This is a genomic window from Mesorhizobium sp. P2_H9, from assembly GCF_056403215.1.
Window position 1 is genome coordinate 24,324 of record NZ_JBFUFX010000007.1, and the last position, 15,781, is coordinate 40,104.

The 15,781-nt window shown below is 64.0% G+C and carries 15 protein-coding genes; 12 read left to right on the forward strand and 3 right to left on the reverse strand.

The genetic code is table 11. The features are described from left to right. Positions 1–305: 305 nt before the first annotated feature. Positions 306–1,811 (forward strand): Ig-like domain-containing protein, encoded by a 1,506-nt coding sequence (locus AC1DXN_RS14295; RefSeq protein ID WP_477274076.1) that lies wholly within the window; start codon positions 306–308, stop codon positions 1,809–1,811. A 328-nt stretch (positions 1,812–2,139) separates the two neighbouring features. After that, the gene (locus tag AC1DXN_RS14300) at positions 2,140–2,520 is read left to right on the forward strand and encodes a cupin domain-containing protein (RefSeq protein ID WP_477240396.1); all 381 of its coding nucleotides are present in this window, start codon (positions 2,140–2,142) and stop codon (positions 2,518–2,520) included. A 4-nt stretch (positions 2,521–2,524) separates the two neighbouring features. On the opposite strand, the gene gshB is transcribed toward AC1DXN_RS14300, so the two are convergent. Then, positions 2,525–3,469 (reverse strand): glutathione synthase, encoded by a 945-nt coding sequence (gshB, locus tag AC1DXN_RS14305; RefSeq protein ID WP_477274078.1) that lies wholly within the window; start codon positions 3,467–3,469, stop codon positions 2,525–2,527. Between the two features lie 226 nt (positions 3,470–3,695). Here gshB and AC1DXN_RS14310 point away from each other — a divergent pair, with 226 nt between their 5' ends. Together AC1DXN_RS14310 and AC1DXN_RS14315 are read left to right on the forward strand one after the other, a co-directional pair. Further along, entirely contained in the window at positions 3,696–4,940 is a 1,245-nt protein-coding gene (locus AC1DXN_RS14310; protein ID WP_477274080.1) for a glycosyltransferase family 2 protein, read from the forward strand. Continuing rightward, positions 4,937–5,344, forward strand: coding sequence for a GtrA family protein (locus AC1DXN_RS14315; RefSeq protein ID WP_477274082.1), 408 nt, complete (start codon positions 4,937–4,939; stop codon positions 5,342–5,344). The genes AC1DXN_RS14310 and AC1DXN_RS14315 overlap by 4 nt, the downstream gene beginning before the upstream one ends. A 24-nt stretch (positions 5,345–5,368) precedes the next feature. Here the strand turns inward: AC1DXN_RS14315 and AC1DXN_RS14320 are convergent, their stop codons facing one another. After that, on the reverse strand, positions 5,369–5,986 hold the full coding sequence (locus AC1DXN_RS14320; protein WP_477274084.1) for a class I SAM-dependent methyltransferase: 618 nt from the start codon (positions 5,984–5,986) through the stop codon (positions 5,369–5,371). Between the two features lie 193 nt (positions 5,987–6,179). On the opposite strand from AC1DXN_RS14320, the gene AC1DXN_RS14325 reads away from it, so the two are divergent. From AC1DXN_RS14325 to AC1DXN_RS14360, 8 genes are all read left to right on the forward strand, one after another. Beyond that, the gene (locus tag AC1DXN_RS14325; protein ID WP_477274086.1) at positions 6,180–7,979 is read left to right on the forward strand and encodes a GtrA family protein; all 1,800 of its coding nucleotides are present in this window, start codon (positions 6,180–6,182) and stop codon (positions 7,977–7,979) included. A gap of 142 nt (positions 7,980–8,121) precedes the next feature. Beyond that, positions 8,122–9,471, forward strand: coding sequence for a putative bifunctional diguanylate cyclase/phosphodiesterase (locus AC1DXN_RS14330; protein ID WP_477274088.1), 1,350 nt, complete (start codon positions 8,122–8,124; stop codon positions 9,469–9,471). A gap of 154 nt (positions 9,472–9,625) precedes the next feature. Beyond that, positions 9,626–10,393: an SDR family NAD(P)-dependent oxidoreductase gene (locus AC1DXN_RS14335; protein ID WP_477274090.1), complete on the forward strand. Its 768-nt coding sequence runs from the start codon at positions 9,626–9,628 to the stop codon at positions 10,391–10,393. Further along, entirely contained in the window at positions 10,390–11,337 is a 948-nt protein-coding gene (locus AC1DXN_RS14340) for a 2-dehydro-3-deoxygalactonokinase (protein ID WP_477240410.1), read from the forward strand. The genes AC1DXN_RS14335 and AC1DXN_RS14340 overlap by 4 nt, the downstream gene beginning before the upstream one ends. 40 nt (positions 11,338–11,377) lie before the next feature. Further along, positions 11,378–12,019 carry a 2-dehydro-3-deoxy-6-phosphogalactonate aldolase gene (locus AC1DXN_RS14345; RefSeq protein WP_477240412.1) on the forward strand — a complete coding sequence of 214 codons (642 nt, stop codon included), beginning with the start codon at positions 11,378–11,380 and terminating at the stop codon, positions 12,017–12,019. After that, the gene (locus tag AC1DXN_RS14350; protein WP_477274092.1) at positions 12,016–12,897 is read left to right on the forward strand and encodes an SMP-30/gluconolactonase/LRE family protein; all 882 of its coding nucleotides are present in this window, start codon (positions 12,016–12,018) and stop codon (positions 12,895–12,897) included. Before AC1DXN_RS14345 ends, AC1DXN_RS14350 begins: the two co-directional genes overlap by 4 nt. 124 nt (positions 12,898–13,021) lie before the next feature. Then, on the forward strand, positions 13,022–14,095 hold the full coding sequence (locus AC1DXN_RS14355) for a D-alanine--D-alanine ligase family protein (RefSeq protein ID WP_477274094.1): 1,074 nt from the start codon (positions 13,022–13,024) through the stop codon (positions 14,093–14,095). A gap of 115 nt (positions 14,096–14,210) precedes the next feature. Beyond that, complete coding sequence (locus AC1DXN_RS14360; RefSeq protein WP_477274096.1) at positions 14,211–15,479, forward strand: low temperature requirement protein A; 1,269 nt, start codon at positions 14,211–14,213, stop codon at positions 15,477–15,479. Between the two features lie 12 nt (positions 15,480–15,491). On the opposite strand, the gene AC1DXN_RS14365 is transcribed toward AC1DXN_RS14360, so the two are convergent. Further along, positions 15,492–15,779 carry a DUF1330 domain-containing protein gene (locus tag AC1DXN_RS14365; protein ID WP_477274098.1) on the reverse strand — a complete coding sequence of 96 codons (288 nt, stop codon included), beginning with the start codon at positions 15,777–15,779 and terminating at the stop codon, positions 15,492–15,494. Between the last annotated feature and the right edge of the window lie 2 nt (positions 15,780–15,781).

Here is a 15,781-nt window from a genome sequence, read left to right on the forward strand (position 1 = left end):
CTTTGCTCTGCCCCCGGACCTGACTCGCTCTAAGCCAGTGCAATCAGACCGTGAGCGACGTCAGACAAGACAAGCACAGATTTCTGAATTGATCAAGAACATTACAGGAACATAGGGTCGCTGTCGCCTCCCGACGAATGTTACGGCAGTGCGCAGAACTCCATGGAACTGTCTCCGTCCGAGACGGAATTAACCACATGGAGAAAGGCGAAGGGGTTTGTCACCGACCCGGCGCGCATACCATGTTATGTTGGAATCGGGGGACATCCGCAGAGCGTCCAGGCGCAAAGGCGAGGAAGACAAGGATGCCGACCTTAAGCAATGGCAGTGAACTCACCGTATGGAAAGAACCCGACAATCCCAATCCAAGCCCTGACGCTGTCCTTTTCAGCATTGCGGAAACCGACGGCGATGTCATCGGACCGATAGGGGCAAAGCCGGATTTCCCGTTCGGTGGGATCGATCTGGCTTCGGTCGATGTCTTCGAAGGCTTCTTTACCATCACCAGCTTCACCCATGAGGGCAGGACCGAGACCTGGACGACGGTGGAAACGCAGGTCTTCGACAATGAAGGCAATCTTATCCGCACCGTGTCCGACCAGGCGGCCTTCCTGTCGGCCCGGATCGTCTCGGTCAACGCCGCCAGCCCAGACACCCTCACGGTGACATGGATCGGGGCGAACGACTATTTCGGCGGCGAAAACACGCAGTACGGCCTGCATCAGATCATCCTGGAAGACGGTACGCTTCAGCCCGACACTTTCGTCAATCATGCGCCCACGGCCGCCAATCTGAATGTGTCGGTTTCGCAGGGGCAATTTCTCGACGACGTCAAATTCAGCGTGGCCGATGCCGACTACGATCTCTTGAGCTTTGTCGTCCTGGACGGACCGGATCACGGCAGTTTTGAGCAGAGCACGCGTTTCGACGGCAACTACTACCCGTTTCACCAAGGTCACGTCGGCACCAGCCTGCATTATCACACAGACTTTCTGAGCGGAAATCTGTTCGACTACACGCCCGAGGCCGGCTTCGTCGGCACCGACAGCTTTACGGTCTACGCCACGGACGGCCAGGGCAACAGCAATGTGGCGACGATCACGATCACGGTCACACCACCGGCCGAATCCATCACGCTGACCGACGCCACGAACATCGTGAGCTATGGAAACTACGATCGTGCGGTGATCATCGACGGGCTGGGTGGTGGCGACCGCATCACCGGCACCTCGTTCAACGATACACTCGACGGTGGTGCCGGCCACGACCAGCTGTTCGGCGGTGCCGGCGCCGACACGATCATCGGCGGCGCTGGGACCGACTGGCTGAAGGGCGACGCCGGCAATGACGAGATCAGCGGCGGTGCGGGCACCGACGGCATTCGTGGTGACGCGGGCGACGATTTCCTCGACGGCGGCGCCGGCTCCGACGACCTGCGGGGCGGCGCTGGCGACGACATCCTCAATGGCGGTGTCGGCCGCGACCGGCTGGCCGGCGACGCCGGCAGGGATGTCTTCGTGTTCGACGCGCTTGGGCCGGCGAATTACGACAGCATCGCCGACTTCAATGCGCAAGATGATGTGTTCCGGCTGGACAGCTCCGTATTCGTCGGGCTGTCGGCCGGCCCGCTTTTCGGCGCGGTCTTCGCGATCGGCAAGACGGCCATCGATGACAGCGACCACATCATTTACGACGACGCGACAGGCGACGTGCTGTTCGATGTGGACGGGGCGGGCGGCGCGTCGGCTGTCAAGTTCGCCGCCGTAAGCCCGGGCACCTGGCTTACCGCGGACGATTTCTTCGTGATCTAGACGCTGTGGGGCGGCAATGCAGCGCCCTGCGCCGGCCATTCTCCGGCAGCTTAAGCGCCGCCTAATGTATGGAAACGCGCGGCGTCCGTTTGAAGAACCAACCGTGATTTCACAAAAGGCGGCTACGCCTTTTGGTGGCTGATCTACCCACAATCGCCTAGCGTCCTCGCGCCTCGAAGGCTACGCGCCGAACTGAGGCGTCAGAGCCAAGGAGTCGATATCGCTATTTTAGCAATCGCTTATAGATTGGCTCCAAACGTGATATGAATCCGGCCGCGGTTCCGACAATCGCAGCGTCAGGCTCCGCGTCAAGCGTAGGGAGGATGACATGGCCGAAGGTGCAATGAACGTCACGAAACTGGCATCCAAGTCTCACAACAACCCGGATGAAGTTCGCTCGCCCAACAAGACACGCGTCGAAGTGGTGCGGCTTCCCGGCTTTACACTCGGGCGGCTCAACATGGAGCCAGGATGGAAATGGTCCGAATGTGTAAAGCCGGTCGTCAAGACGGACAGCTGTCAGGTCTCGCATGTCGGCTACGTCGTGTCCGGAACCATCACCGTCAAAATGAATGACGGCACCCAGAAAACGTTCGAACAGGGCACGTCCTATACAATTCCGCCCGGCCACGACGCCTGGGTGGAAGGCAAAGAGCGGTTCGTGTGCATCGAAGTCATGAGCGCCGAGCAGTACGCCAAACCGGCTTAGGGTCCTATTTTCTCCGTTTGTCCTCGACCGCGTCCCAGAACAGGCTGGCGATATCGGCGCCGCCAAAACGCCTGACCTCGCGCACGCCCGTCGGCGAGGTCACGTTGATCTCGGTCATGTAGTCGCCGATGACGTCGATGCCGACCAGGATAAAACCGCGCGCCTTCAGCGACGGGCCGATGCGGGCGCAGATTTCGCGTTCGCGCGCCGTCAGCTCGGTTTTCTCCGCGCGGCCGCCGACATGCATGTTGGAGCGCGAATCGTGCTCGGCCGGCACCCGGTTGATGGCGCCCACCGGCTCGCCGTCGATCAGGATGATACGCTTGTCGCCCTTGCGCACTTCCTTGAGATAACGTTGCACGATATAGGGCTCGCGGAACATCTGGCCGAACATTTCGAGCAGCGAGGCGAGGTTGCGGTCGGCCTCGTGCAGATGGAAGATACCGGCGCCGCCATTGCCGTAGAGCGGCTTGACGATGATGTCGCCGAATTCCTTGCGAAAGGCCGCGACTTCCAGCGGATCCTTCGTGATCACCGTCTCCGGCATCAGGTCCGGGAATTCGGTGACGAAGATCTTTTCCGGGCTGTTGCGCACCCAGGCCGGGTCGTTGACCACCAATGTCTTGGGGTGGACGCGCTCGAGGATATGCGTGGTGGTGATGTAGTTCATGTCGAAGGGCGGGTCCTGCCTAAGCAGGATGACATCCATCTCCGACAGATCGGTGCGCACCTTCTCGCCCAGCGAGAAATGGTTGCCCTTCTCGTCGCGGACTTTCATCTCCTCGATGCGCGCGAACACCTTGCCGTCGCGCATCGACAGCCGGTCCGGCGTGTAGTGGAAGAGCTGATGGCCGCGCCGCTGCGCTTCCAGCGACAGCGCAAACGAGGTGTCGCCGGCGATCGAAACGGTGGAGATATGGTCCATCTGGACGGCGATCTTCAACTTCATGGCAGGTCTCCGGCAGCGCGATGGGCGGCTGTCTTGCCTGTACAGCCTCGCCGTGCGTCTGCCAATCGCCACATTTTGAAGATTGGCATCAGCGCGCCGCAACCGGCCAGTTGAAGACAAGGCGAGGCTGCGCGTCATCGTTTTCTTAAGCCTTGCCGTGCAAGGGTAAGCGCCGAATTGCCCGCCGGAGATGCGTCCGCGCAGGGCCCTCGATGGAACAACGACCATGAACGCCGTCACCGCCATCCGCGCCGCCTCGGCCAGGGAACTCGAACTCACCATCCTCATGCCGTGCCTCAACGAGGCCGAGACGCTCGCCGTCTGCATCGGCAAGGCGAAGGCCTTTCTCGACAAATCAGGGATCTCCGGCGAGGTGCTGATCGCCGACAATGGCAGTAGCGACGGCTCGCAGGACATCGCCGCCGCGATCGGCGCCCGTGTCGTGCCCGTGCCCCAGAAGGGCTATGGCGCGGCCCTGCTCGGCGGCATCGCCGCCGCCAAGGGCCGCTTCATCATCATGGGCGATGCCGACGACAGCTATGATTTCGGCGCACTGGAAGCCTTCGTCACGCGGCTGCGCGACGGCGCCGATCTGGTCATGGGCAATCGCTTCCAGGGTGGCATCGAGCCCGGCGCCATGCCGCCGCTGCACCGCTATCTCGGCAATCCGGTGCTGAGCTTTGTCGGTCGGCTGTTCTTCCGCATCAAGACCGGCGATTTCCATTGCGGCCTGCGCGGTTTCAATGCCGAAAGCATCCGCAAGCTCGACCTGCAGACGACCGGCATGGAATTCGCCTCGGAGATGGTGGTGCGCGGCGCGCTGGCCGGCCTGCGCATCGAGGAGGTGCCGACCACGCTGAAGCCCGACGGCCGCAGTCGGCCGCCGCATCTCAGGACCTGGCGCGACGGCTGGCGGCATCTGAAGTTCCTGCTGGTCTACAATCCGCGCTGGATGTTCTTCATCCCGGGCGCGGTACTCGGCGGCCTTGGCCTCCTGTTTGCGGCACTGCTGGTGTTCGGGCCGCTGCGGGTGATCGACAATCTGTCGCTCGACCTCAACACCTTCGTCGCCGCCTGTTTCATGGTCGTCACCGGCGTCCAGCTCATCACCTTCGGCGCCATTTCGCGCTATTATGCCGAGATCACCGGCATTCTGCCGCCAAGCCACCGTTCCGGCTGGCTGGCCAGAACCATCAGCACCGACCGTCTGGCCGCCAATGCCGGCATCTGCTTTGCCGGCGGCGCGCTGTTCTTCTTCTATGCCGTGGCGCGCTGGGCGCATCTCGGCTTCGGCCCACTCAACGATTCCGAGATACCGCGCATCGTCGTGCTCGGCCTCAGCCTGATCGTCATTTCGTTCCAGGCCTTCTTCTCAGCCTTCCTGCTGGGGGTCCTGGAGATACCGGTCAAACGGTTGAAGGCGGGTCAGGCCAGCCCTTCGGGCGACACCGTCGCACCTGCTGAAAAATGAACGGGCTGGCGCGAAAATTCGCCGCGGTACGGTTTGTCCGCTTCGCCGTGGTCGGCGTTGGCGCGGCGCTGCTGTTCTTCTTCCTGTCGTGGGCCCTGGTTTCGGCCGGCATGCCGCCCTTTGCCGGAAGCGTCATCGCCTATGGGCTGGCCTTCATCGTCGCCTATTCGGCGCAACGCGGCTGGACGTTCGAGGGACAGCACGACCATGGCCGTGCGTTGCCACGCTATCTCGTCACCCAGCTGGTCTGCGCGCTGTTTGCCGGCCTGTCCGCCCATGTCGCGGTGTCGATATTTTCAGCGTCGCCGCTGGTCATGTCAGCCATCATCACGCTCGCCGCAGGCGCAGCGAGCTATGTACTGTCATCGCTCTGGGTGTTTCGCGACGATCAACGAGCCGCGTGAGGGCGTTCGACCGCAGCCTGCGGATTACCGCAGCAATGCGACGAAGTGCAGACCCCGGTCGAACAGGAGGTTGGCCGGGAAGGGATACAGCGCCAGGTTTTCGCGCCAGCTTTGGGCCTTGATCCCGACCTGACCGAAAATCGCCTCCCATTCCTGCCTGGACAGATAGTTGTACGGCAGCCGCACATCGTGGCCCTTGTTTCCCACCCAGTCCATGAACCTGAGTGTGCTGTGGGCGAAGGGTCCGTCCCGCAGATGGTCCTTGATGACGACGCCCTTGCGGGCGACCCTTGCGGCCTCGGCGACAAGATGGCCGGGATTGTCCGTGTGGTGCAGAACGTCGACGATCGTCACCCAGTCGAACGACCCGGAAGCCGCCGGTATCGTCGTGCCGTCGAAAATCTCCACGGGGATGGCCGTACGCGGGCGCAGAAAAACATCGATCCCGCGAAACGTCAGCCCGGGTTTCCTGTCCATCACCGCCTTGGCGAGCGAGCCATCGCCGCAGCCGAGATCGAGAACGGTGCCTTCAGCGCCCAGCACGGCGCCGACATGTTCGGAAAGGACCCGGATGCGGCGTTGAAACACTGCCCGGCCGTGCGCCGCGTTCAGGATCTTCTTTTCGACCGCCATAACACTCATGCCAATATCCACGACCGAATTGCCATTCATTGTCTGTTCGGGACCATATCCCGTGAATGGCAAACAAAGCGTTTCGCGACATGGATCGCCTTTCGCACGGCCGGCTTAAGGTTTGCGCAGTGAGTTCGCGCTAGGTTTCCTCTCGCCAAAGAGAGCAAGCAAAGGCCGTCCCGTGTCCCCTGTCGATGCCAAGATGTCCGTCAAAGCCACGCCACGCCCGTCATGGCGCAACGACCTCGCGCTTGCGCTCATCGCCGCGCTGGTGATGGTTGCCGTCAGCGCCAGCGGCGGTTTCCGCGAACTGACCAATGCCGGCGGCGACAATGACAGTCTGCTGCGTCTGGTCGAGGTTCGCGACCTGCTGGCCGGGCAGGGCTGGTTCGACCTGCATCAGTACAGGATGGGCCTTGAAGGCGGCTTCGTCATGCACTGGTCGCGGCTGGTCGACGCACCGCTCGCCGCCATCATCCTCCTGGCCTCGGCCCTGACCGGCAGCATGGCCATGGCCGAAGCCATCGCGCAGGTGCTGTGGCCGGCGCTGCTGTTCTGTCTGGCCGTGTTCTTCACCGTCCGCGCGGCGCGCGGTTTCGCCGGCCCGGGCGCCGTGCTGCCGGCTGCCGTCATCGGCGCCTCGGCGCTGCACTTCATCGGCGTCTTTTCGCCGGGCGCGCTCGATCATCACAATGTCCAGCTGACGCTGACCATGGCCAGCCTGAGCTTGCTGCTCGAGGCACCCGCACGGCGGTGGGCGGCGCTGTTTTCGGGCCTGTGCGCGGCGCTGACGCTGGCTGTCGGCATGGAAACCGCACCCTATGTCGCCACCATCGGCGCCTGCATAGCCATATTGTTTGCCGTCGACCCCGACGGCGAACGTCGGATCGCCAGGGATTTTGGCCTCGGCTTTGCCGGCGTCTCAGCGCTGGTGTTCGTCACCACCATCCAGCCATCGGCCTGGGGCCAGGCGCAATGCGATGCCTTCTCGACCGTGCAGTTCGTCGTGGCAGTGATCGCTGGAACCGGTCTCGCGACCATCGTTTCGGTCGATGCGGCCGGCCGCACGCGCCTGCGGCGGCTGATCTCGCTCGGCCTGCTTGCCGTCGTGCTGGGCGCTGTCGTGGTGGCGCTGTTTCCGCAATGCCTGGCAGCTCCCTATGCCAACCTCGATCCGCGCCTCAAGGAATTGTGGCTCGATCACATCGACGAGGCGCAGTCGCTGTTCAAACTAGTCGTCTACGATCCGGCCCGGGTGGTGGCGCGCTATGTCACGCCGCTGCTGGCGATCGCCCTGATGGCGCTTCGGCTTCGGCGCGGACCCTGGCGGCGGCAGGACAGCCTCGTCGGCGCGCTGCTTGTCGGGGCGTTCATCGTCAGCGTCTGGCAGGTGCGCGGCTCGAGCTTCTCCATCGCCTTTGCCGTCATCCCGCTGTCGGCATGGGTCGCCACATGGCGCGAGCGCGCCAGAACCAGCCCCTCGCGCGGCGTCTCGCTGCGCATGGCCGCGGTTTGGCTGGTGTCGGTGAATGCCGTCTGGACCGGCGCCGCCGCCGCGACCTCGACCGCCTTCGACGCCAACAAGGCGACCGTCAAGGACGCCCGCATCGACGCGGCCTGCGAGGCCAAGGCATCGTTCGCCGCGCTGGCCCGGCAGCCCGACACCGCCGTGCTCGCCATTTCCAACCTCGGCTCGCCGATCCTGGCCTATTCCGGCCATCGCGTCTTTGCCGGCCTCTATCACCGCAACATCGCCGGCGCCCTGCTTGCGCTCGATGCCTTCATGGGGTCAGCCACTGACGCCAGGGCAATCGTGGCGGCGCACCATGTCGGCCTGGTGGCGCTGTGCCGTGGCAGCCCGGAAAGCGAGCTTCTCGCCGCCAGGGCGCCGCAAGGTTTTCTCGCCGGGCTGATGCACGACAATGTGCCGGAATGGCTCGAGCCGGTAATGGAGACCAAGGGAGCCCCCGTCGAACTCTATCGTGTCCGGCAAGGTGCCTGAAGGCATCCGTCCCTGAAAAGGGGCGGGACATTTCATACCATCGGCAGCCTTTTTCGACGAAAAAATCGATTTCGCGATACGTTTCCTAAAGGGTTTGCTGGCAATCTGGATATAAATTCCGATATTCAAAACAGGGACACCGATGCAAACGACGTTTGGCACCGGGCAGGCAAGCAGGGAAAGCTCGGATCAGGCCTTCACGGATCCGTTGACCGGACTTGGCAATCACCGCCGCTTCTTCGACAAGGTCGACCGCCTGATCAGCGATCGGTCCGAGGACCCGGCGCCGTTCACCGTCGGCATTCTCGATCTTGATGGCTTCAAGCCGATCAACGACCTGTTCGGGCACAAGGCCGGCGACGATATCCTGATCCAGGTGGCGATGCGGCTGCGCGCCTCGATGGACAGCTATTCCACCGTCTGCCGCATCGGCGCCGACGAATTCGCCTTCCTCTATCCGATGGTGTTCTCAGAAGACGCCGCGGCTGAAAAGTCGCGCATGCTGATCGAGATCCTTTCGGCGCCCTATGATGTCGGTGAACGCACCGCCAGGCTTTCGGCCTCGGTAGGCTGCTCGCTGTTCTATTCGGGCGACGAAACCACGGAAATTCTGGTCAACAAGGCCGAAACGGCTCTCTATCATGCCAAGCGTTCGGGCCGCGGCCGGGTTGTCGTCTACACCCGCGAGATGGAGGAAGCGGCCAAGCGCGTCACCCGCATCGAGCAGGCGCTGCGCCGCGCCGTCTCTGCCGGCGAGGTCGAGCCGCATTTCCAGCCCATCGTCGATTTGAACACCCGCCGCACCATCGGCTTCGAGACGCTGGCGCGCTGGACCGATCGCGACCTCGGCTCGGTGCCGCCGACGGTCTTCATCCCCATCGCCGAGGAGCGCGGCATCATCGGCCCGCTGTCGCAGCTGGTGCTGCGCAAGGCGACCGAAGCCGCGCGCAACTGGCCGAAGGACCTGTTCCTGTCCTTCAACCTGTCGCCCTCGCAGCTCGTCGACCAGAACACCGGCCTGCACATATTGGCCATCCTCGACCGCAGCGGTTTCGACCCCCGCCGGCTGGAGATCGAGATCACCGAGACCGGCCTGATGAACGACCCGGCCTCGGCCGAGAAGATCGTCGAGGATCTGCGCCGCGTCGGCATCCGCGTCTCGCTCGACGATTTCGGCACCGGCCAGTCCTCGCTCGGGCGGTTGCGCGAATTCCATTTCGACAAGCTCAAGATCGACCGCGCCTTCGTCTCCTCCATTCTCGACGACCGTCCGTCCGAACACATCATCCGCGCTATTCTCGCAATGTGCGAGGGGCTCGGCATGGACGTCGTCGCCGAAGGCATCGAACAGGAAGCGCAGGCCGACCGCCTCGTCCAGTTCGGCTGCGCCGGTGGCCAGGGCTATCTGTTCGGCAGGCCGGCCGATGCCGACGCCACGCTCGGCTACCTCCGCGATTCCTATCGCGGCGCCTCGCACGCCAAGGCAGTCTGACCGGCGAGCTCGACGCCGTCAGCATTCGCACCGCACGCCCGGTGTGGCGCATTGTCGTTTTGTCTGACATATGCCCGCAAATCCGACGTTTCGCCCTTGCCCACACGACGTGTCTGGCTAGGATGCGCGCCGATCAGGCTGGGAGAGAACAGATATGATGCCATCGGCGGATTTTGCCGACCTTAGGGGAGCCTCGGTGCTGATCACCGGTGGCGGCTCCGGCATTGGCGCGGCGTTGACCGAAGGCTTCGTTCGCCAGGGCGCGAAAGTCGCCTTCATCGACATCGCCGATGGCCCGAGCACGGCACTTGCCGACCGTGTGGAGAAGGAGACCGGCTTTCGGCCGCTCTACTTCAAGACCGATCTGCGCGACGTCGAGGCGCTGCGCGCTTCAGCCGCCAGCGCTGCCGCGGCGCATGGCGATGTTACCGTGCTCGTCAACAATGCCGCGTGGGACGAACGCCACGCCGTCGAAGACGTGACGGTCGAGTTCTGGGACAACAACCAAGCCATCAATCTCAGGCCGCATTTCTTCACCGCGCAAGCGGTGGCGCCAGGCATGAGGCGGGCCGGCGGCGGCTCGATCATCAACTTCACCTCGACATCCTACTTGATCAATCACCCCGACATGCCGGCCTACACCGCCGCCAAGGCCGGTATCCTTGGCCTCACCAAGGGCCTCGCCGGCAAGCTTGGCGTGGACGGCATTCGCGTCAACGCCATCGCACCTGGCTGGGTCATCACTGAGCGTCAGAAGGAGCTCTGGGTGACCGAACAGGCGCTCGCCGCCCATGTCGCCAAGCAGTGCATCAAGCAGGTGATGCTGCCCGAAGACATCGTCGGAACGGTGCTGTTCCTGGCGTCGGATGCCTCGCGCATGCTGACCGCGCAGATGCTGATCGTAGATGGAGGCTTCCTGTGAGCCAGGTTCCGGCAAGCAAGGTGCCTGCTGTCGCCGCCGTCGACTGGGGCACCACCCGCATGCGGGTCTGGCTGGTCGACGCCGCCGGAAAGGTTCTTGCCGAACGCCGCGGCGATGACGGGCTGATCACCGCGCAGCAGAAGGGCTTTTCGACAATTCTCGAAGGCCATCTGGCGGCCCTGGGTGCGCCCGAAGCGCTGCCCGTCATCATCTGCGGCATGGCCGGCTCCCGCCAGGGCTGGCTCGAGGCGCCCTACGTCACCGTGCCGTCGCCGCTCAATGCCATCCTTGCCGGCGCCGCCAAAGTTCCCGGTCAGCATCGCGACATCCGCATCGTGCCGGGGCTCGCCCAGCGCCAGATCGACGCGCCGGATGTCATGCGCGGCGAGGAAACCCAGCTTGCCGGCGCTGGTTTGCCGGCAAAGGGTCGCCAGCTCGTCTGCATGCCGGGCACGCATTCGAAATGGGTGCTGGTCGAGGACGGCACGGTCGCCGGTTTCGGCACCTGGCCGACCGGCGAACTGTTTTCGGTGCTGGCCGCGCATTCGATCCTGCGTCATTCGCTGGGCGAGCAGCCGAAGCCGGTCACATCGGACAATCCGTTTTTCCAGGACTGGTGCCGCAAGGCGCTGGCCGAGGGTGGCGATGTCACGTCCAAACTGTTTTCCATCCGCGCCGCCGGCCTGCTGCAGGATCTGAAGCCTGACGATGCCGCGGCCTGTCTCTCCGGCCTGCTGATCGGCGGCGAGATCGCCTCGGCAAACCGCCGCTATGGCGCAAATGCCGCGCCCGTCGTGCTGATTGCTTCCGGTGCACTGGGTACGCTTTATACTGAGGCTCTTGGCCTGGCCGGGCTTGCGGTCAGGGCCGTCGACGCGGACGAGGCGGTGCGTGCCGGCCTGATCGAAGCCGCGCGTGAAAATGGCATGATCGGCCGAACTTGACTGATCGACAAGGTATGATCGCCAGCAACGGAGTTATCGCATGAACCGGACCGCACCTTTCCCAAAGCTCAGGCGTGGTCTGGTCGCCATCCTGCGCGGCCTCAAGCCGGAGGAGGCGGTGGCGGTTGGCCGGGCGCTGTTCGAAGCCGGCATCGAAGCCATCGAAGTGCCGCTCAATTCGCCGCAGCCGTTTGCGTCGATCGCCAGCATCGTCGCAGCGCTTCCCAAGACGGCGCTGGTCGGCGCGGGGACCGTGCTGACGCCGGACGATGTCGACGGCTTGCACGAGGCCGGCGGCAGGCTGCTGGTCAGCCCCAACATAGATGCCGAAGTCATGGGCCGTGCCATGCAGCATGGCATGGTGACGATGCCCGGCGTGTTCACGCCGACCGAAGCCTTCCACGCGATCCGGCTCGGCGCCTCGGCGCTGAAATTCTTTCCAGCAAGCGTCCTGGGCGCGGCGGGAATTTCGGCGATGCGCGCGGTGCTCCCGGTTGAGACGCTGGTCGGCGCCGTCGGCGGCGTTTCGGAAAAAGACTTTGCCGGCTACAAAGCGGCCGGCGTCAGCGTCTTCGGTCTTGGCTCCAGCCTGTTCAAGCCGGGCATGAGCGTTGACGACGTAACGATGCGGGCGCAGGCCGCCGTGGCCGCCTGGGATGCAGCGTTCGGAGGTGCGTCATGAGTGGTGAGATCGTTTCCGTTTTTTGCGATCACGTCTGCCATCTTGGCGAGGGGCCAAGCTACGACCCCGCCACCGATACGCTCTTCTGGTTCGACATCGTCAACAGTCAGCTTCTGGAAAAGCCCTTTTCCGGTGGTGCGCTGAAGGTCCATGAACTTGGCCAGATGGCCAGCGCCATCGCCATCATCGACGACCATTGCCAGCTGATCACCACCGAGACCGGCCTGCACGTGCGCGACGTGGCGACCGGCAAGCTGACGCTGCACACCGCCATCGAGGCCGACAATCCGCTCACCCGCTCCAATGATTCCCGCGTCCACCCTTGCGGGGCATTCTGGGTCGGCACGATGGGCAAGGGCGAGGAGAAAGGTGCGGGCTCGATCTACTGGTTCTTCAAGGGCGAAGTGCGCAAGCTGTTTGGCGACATCACCGTGTCGAACTCGATCTGCTTTACCGGGGATGGCGCCATCGCCTATTACACAGACACCTCGACCGGGCTGCTGATGCGCGTCGCCTGCAATCCGGCGACAGGCCTGCCGGCCGACGAGCCGAAAGTGTTCGTCGACCATCGCGCTTCCAAGGGGTATATCGACGGCTCGGTGCTCGACCGCGACGGCGTGCTGTGGAACGCCGTCTGGGGCGGCAAGGTCATCGAAGCCTATGGCCCCGACGGCAAGCTGCTGCGCTCGGTCGCCATGCCGGTGACGCAGCCGTCCTGCCCCGCCTTCGTCGGCGCCAAGGCCAACCGGCTGGCGGTGACCTCGGCCTGGAAGGGCAAGGACGACAAGCAACGCAAGCTAGACCCGCAGGGCGGCATGACCTTCCTGCTCGATATCGAGGTCAATGGCCGCTTCGAGCCGCGCGTGCTGATCGCCTGACACGAGCGAGCGGCGCTCCTCATCCACGCGGATGCTGTCACGCAACCGCCCGTCACGGTCGGTTTCGCGAAAGCCGATTGTACCCGCCATGCGATGGTAGCCATATACATCGCCGGGAGATCCCATGCCGCGCCACCAGCCGAAGCTGATCCTTGTCTACGAGCCGGAAAAAGCCTGTTACATCAGGCTGGTCGCCGACGGCCACGCGCCGGAGCGCGCCGCCGAGATCGCCTCCTATCTGGCACAGTCGACCGATCTAGCGCCTGAGTTCGATGCGCTTGCCGCAGCTTGCCAGAAGCGCGGCCTGTCCTTCGCGCCGGTGGCCCTCGACGATGCCGCGAAGGCACTCGCCGACGGGGACCCGAAGACCACGCTGGTCTGGACGTTGACCGACGGCATCGCCTATTTCCGCGGTGGCGCAGCACCTGCTTTGGCAAGGCTGAACGGGTTGAAAACCATCGGCGCCGACGATGCGCTGTTTGCGCTCTGCCAGGACAAGTTCCGTTCCGGCGCCGTGCTTGGCGCGCTTGGCCTGCCGGCGCCGCCGGCCGGCCTTGCCCGCGACGGTCACTGGCTGTCCGAGCCGCCGACCGCTCCCGCCGGCTGGTTCGTCAAGCCGAACCGGCTGGGCGCCAAGATCGGCATCTGGCCGGATTCGCGATGCCACAATCTCGGCCACGCGCTGGAACTTAGCCGGCGTGTGTTCGCCGCCTATCGCGACGACGTCGTCGTGCAGCCCTATGTCGCCGGCCGCAATGTACGCGCGAGTTTCCTCGGCCTGAAACCGGACACCGGTGCCGAGGGGCTCGGCATCGTTTTTGTCGATTCAGGCGCCGATTTCCAGACCATGGCGGACAGCCTGGCGCTCTATGGCGACACAGGCGAGGCGGCCAGAGCGGCGGGACACTACACTGAGCCTGTGCTGCTGCCGGTCGCCGACACTCAGCCGGCCGCCGCCGCAACAATCCGCCGCATTGCCGAGAGGCTGATCAGCGGGCTTGGCCTGCGCGATGTGTTTTCCATCGATCTCAGGGTCGAGGCAGACGATCGTGTCCATCTCATCGAATTCGAGGTCTGTCCCGGCCTGCCTTGCTTCGATTTTCGCGCCTATTGCCGCTCGCAATGGGGGATGAGCCTCGCGGACGCGATGGCCGAGACCGCCGCGAGCCGGCTGGTTGGCCAGGAAAGTCGCGTATAAAAGGCACAGCCGAAACCGTTAGGCTTTTTGGCGACCTGCAGCTCTGGCGGCGCGCCTTGACGCTCACTGCCTCGCCTCTAGTGTCGGCTGACGACCTCAAGCCGAAGGCCGCGCGATGAACACCACGCCCATCAGCCCCGAAACCCTCCACCATCATGTCAGGCGCATGGCTGGGCGCGATCCGCATGAGGGGCATCGTGTCGCGACCCCGCTCGAACTTCTGTTCGACCTGACCTTCGTGACTGCTTTCAGCCTCGCATCTTCCCAACTCGCCCATGCGCTGGCCGAAGGCCACTACGCCGCCGCTTTGCTCGGCTTTGCTTTTGCCAGCTTCGCCATCTGCTGGGCCTGGATCAATTTCTCCTGGTTCTCCTTGGCCTATGACACCGACGACTGGATTTTCCGTCTCGTCACCATGGTGCAGATGATCGGCGTGCTGGTGCTGGCGATCGGGCTGCCGCGCATGTTCGCTTCGATCGAGCATGGCGGCCATCTCGACAATTCCATCATGGTGCTCGGCTACGTCATCATGCGCGTCGCCATGATATTCCAGTGGCTGCGCGCCGCGAGACAGGATCCCGCCCGGCGTCGCGCTTGCCTGACCTATGCCACGGCCATAGCGGTGGCGCAGGTCGGCTGGGTGATGCAGATCCTGGCCGATTTCTCCGTGCTGGCGAGCTTGCTGTTCGGTGCGGCCCTGCTTGCTATCGAACTCGCCGGGCCAGTGATTGCGGAGCGTAAGGATGGCGGCACGCCCTGGCACGCTCACCACATGGCCGAGCGCTACAGCCTGTTCGCCATCATTGCGCTCGGCGAAGGCGTCGTCGGCACGCTGGCGACCTTGTCGGCCGTGGTCGAGGAGCAAGGCTGGAACCTCGATGCGGCCCTTGTCGGCATCGCCGGCATGGGGCTCACCTTCGGCATGTGGTGGGTCTATTACATGCTGCCCTCGGCGCCGGTGCTCCATGCGCACCGCAACCGCGCCTTCGTCTGGGGCTATGGCCAGATGCTGATCGTCGCGGCCATCGTCGCGACCGGCGCCGGCCTGCATGTCGCGGCCTACTTCATCGAGCACAAGGCCCAGATCGGCCCGGTGGCGACCCTGCTCTCGGCCGCAATTCCGCTAGGCATCTATCTCGCCGTGATCTATGCGCTCTACTACTATCTCGTCCAGCGCTTCGATCCCTTCCACATCTGGCTGCTGGCGGGAACGGCTGCGGTTGTAGCACTTGCGATCATCGCCGCGCTTGTCGGTGTCGACATGGCGGTTTGCCTCATCATCCTGACACTGGCGCCTGCCGTCACCGTCGTCGGCTATGAGACGCTCGGACACCGCCATCAAGCGGAGGTGCTGGCCAAAGATGAGCAATCGGCGCGGCACTAGCTCCGAGAAATCTCAGACCCCCTCGACCAGCACGATTTCGCCGTCGGCCACCTTCTGGCGAATGGCGGCGGCGCGCTGATACTCCGGCGAGTGGTAGCACTCATGCGCCGCGGCAAGCGACGGAAACTCGATGATGACGTTGCGGGCGCGGCCGGCGCCCTCGGCGAATTCGTAGGGTCCGCCGCGCGCCAGGAATTTCATGTCGAATTTGTCGAAGGCCAGTTTGGCGGCGGCGACATACTCCTTGTAGCCTTCGGTGTCGCGCACTTCGACGCGGGCAATCCAGTATCCCTTGGGCATTC

What these genes read in the sequence shown, in the direction of transcription:
- gshB (WP_477274078.1), bottom strand. Translation starts at nt 3,469, where the DNA reads ATGAAGTTGAAGATCGCCGTCCAGATGGACCATATCTCCACCGTTTCG.
- AC1DXN_RS14335 (WP_477274090.1), top strand. Translation starts at nt 9,626, where the DNA reads ATGATGCCATCGGCGGATTTTGCCGACCTTAGGGGAGCCTCGGTGCTG.
- AC1DXN_RS14310 (WP_477274080.1), top strand. Translation starts at nt 3,696, where the DNA reads ATGAACGCCGTCACCGCCATCCGCGCCGCCTCGGCCAGGGAACTCGAA.
- AC1DXN_RS14330 (WP_477274088.1), top strand. Translation starts at nt 8,122, where the DNA reads ATGCAAACGACGTTTGGCACCGGGCAGGCAAGCAGGGAAAGCTCGGAT.
- AC1DXN_RS14345 (WP_477240412.1), top strand. Translation starts at nt 11,378, where the DNA reads ATGAACCGGACCGCACCTTTCCCAAAGCTCAGGCGTGGTCTGGTCGCC.
- AC1DXN_RS14320 (WP_477274084.1), bottom strand. Translation starts at nt 5,986, where the DNA reads ATGAGTGTTATGGCGGTCGAAAAGAAGATCCTGAACGCGGCGCACGGC.
- AC1DXN_RS14355 (WP_477274094.1), top strand. Translation starts at nt 13,022, where the DNA reads ATGCCGCGCCACCAGCCGAAGCTGATCCTTGTCTACGAGCCGGAAAAA.
- AC1DXN_RS14300 (WP_477240396.1), top strand. Translation starts at nt 2,140, where the DNA reads ATGGCCGAAGGTGCAATGAACGTCACGAAACTGGCATCCAAGTCTCAC.
- AC1DXN_RS14295 (WP_477274076.1), top strand. Translation starts at nt 306, where the DNA reads ATGCCGACCTTAAGCAATGGCAGTGAACTCACCGTATGGAAAGAACCC.
- AC1DXN_RS14325 (WP_477274086.1), top strand. Translation starts at nt 6,180, where the DNA reads ATGTCCGTCAAAGCCACGCCACGCCCGTCATGGCGCAACGACCTCGCG.
- AC1DXN_RS14365 (WP_477274098.1), bottom strand. Translation starts at nt 15,779, where the DNA reads ATGCCCAAGGGATACTGGATTGCCCGCGTCGAAGTGCGCGACACCGAA.
- AC1DXN_RS14315 (WP_477274082.1), top strand. Translation starts at nt 4,937, where the DNA reads ATGAACGGGCTGGCGCGAAAATTCGCCGCGGTACGGTTTGTCCGCTTC.
- AC1DXN_RS14350 (WP_477274092.1), top strand. Translation starts at nt 12,016, where the DNA reads ATGAGTGGTGAGATCGTTTCCGTTTTTTGCGATCACGTCTGCCATCTT.
- AC1DXN_RS14360 (WP_477274096.1), top strand. Translation starts at nt 14,211, where the DNA reads ATGAACACCACGCCCATCAGCCCCGAAACCCTCCACCATCATGTCAGG.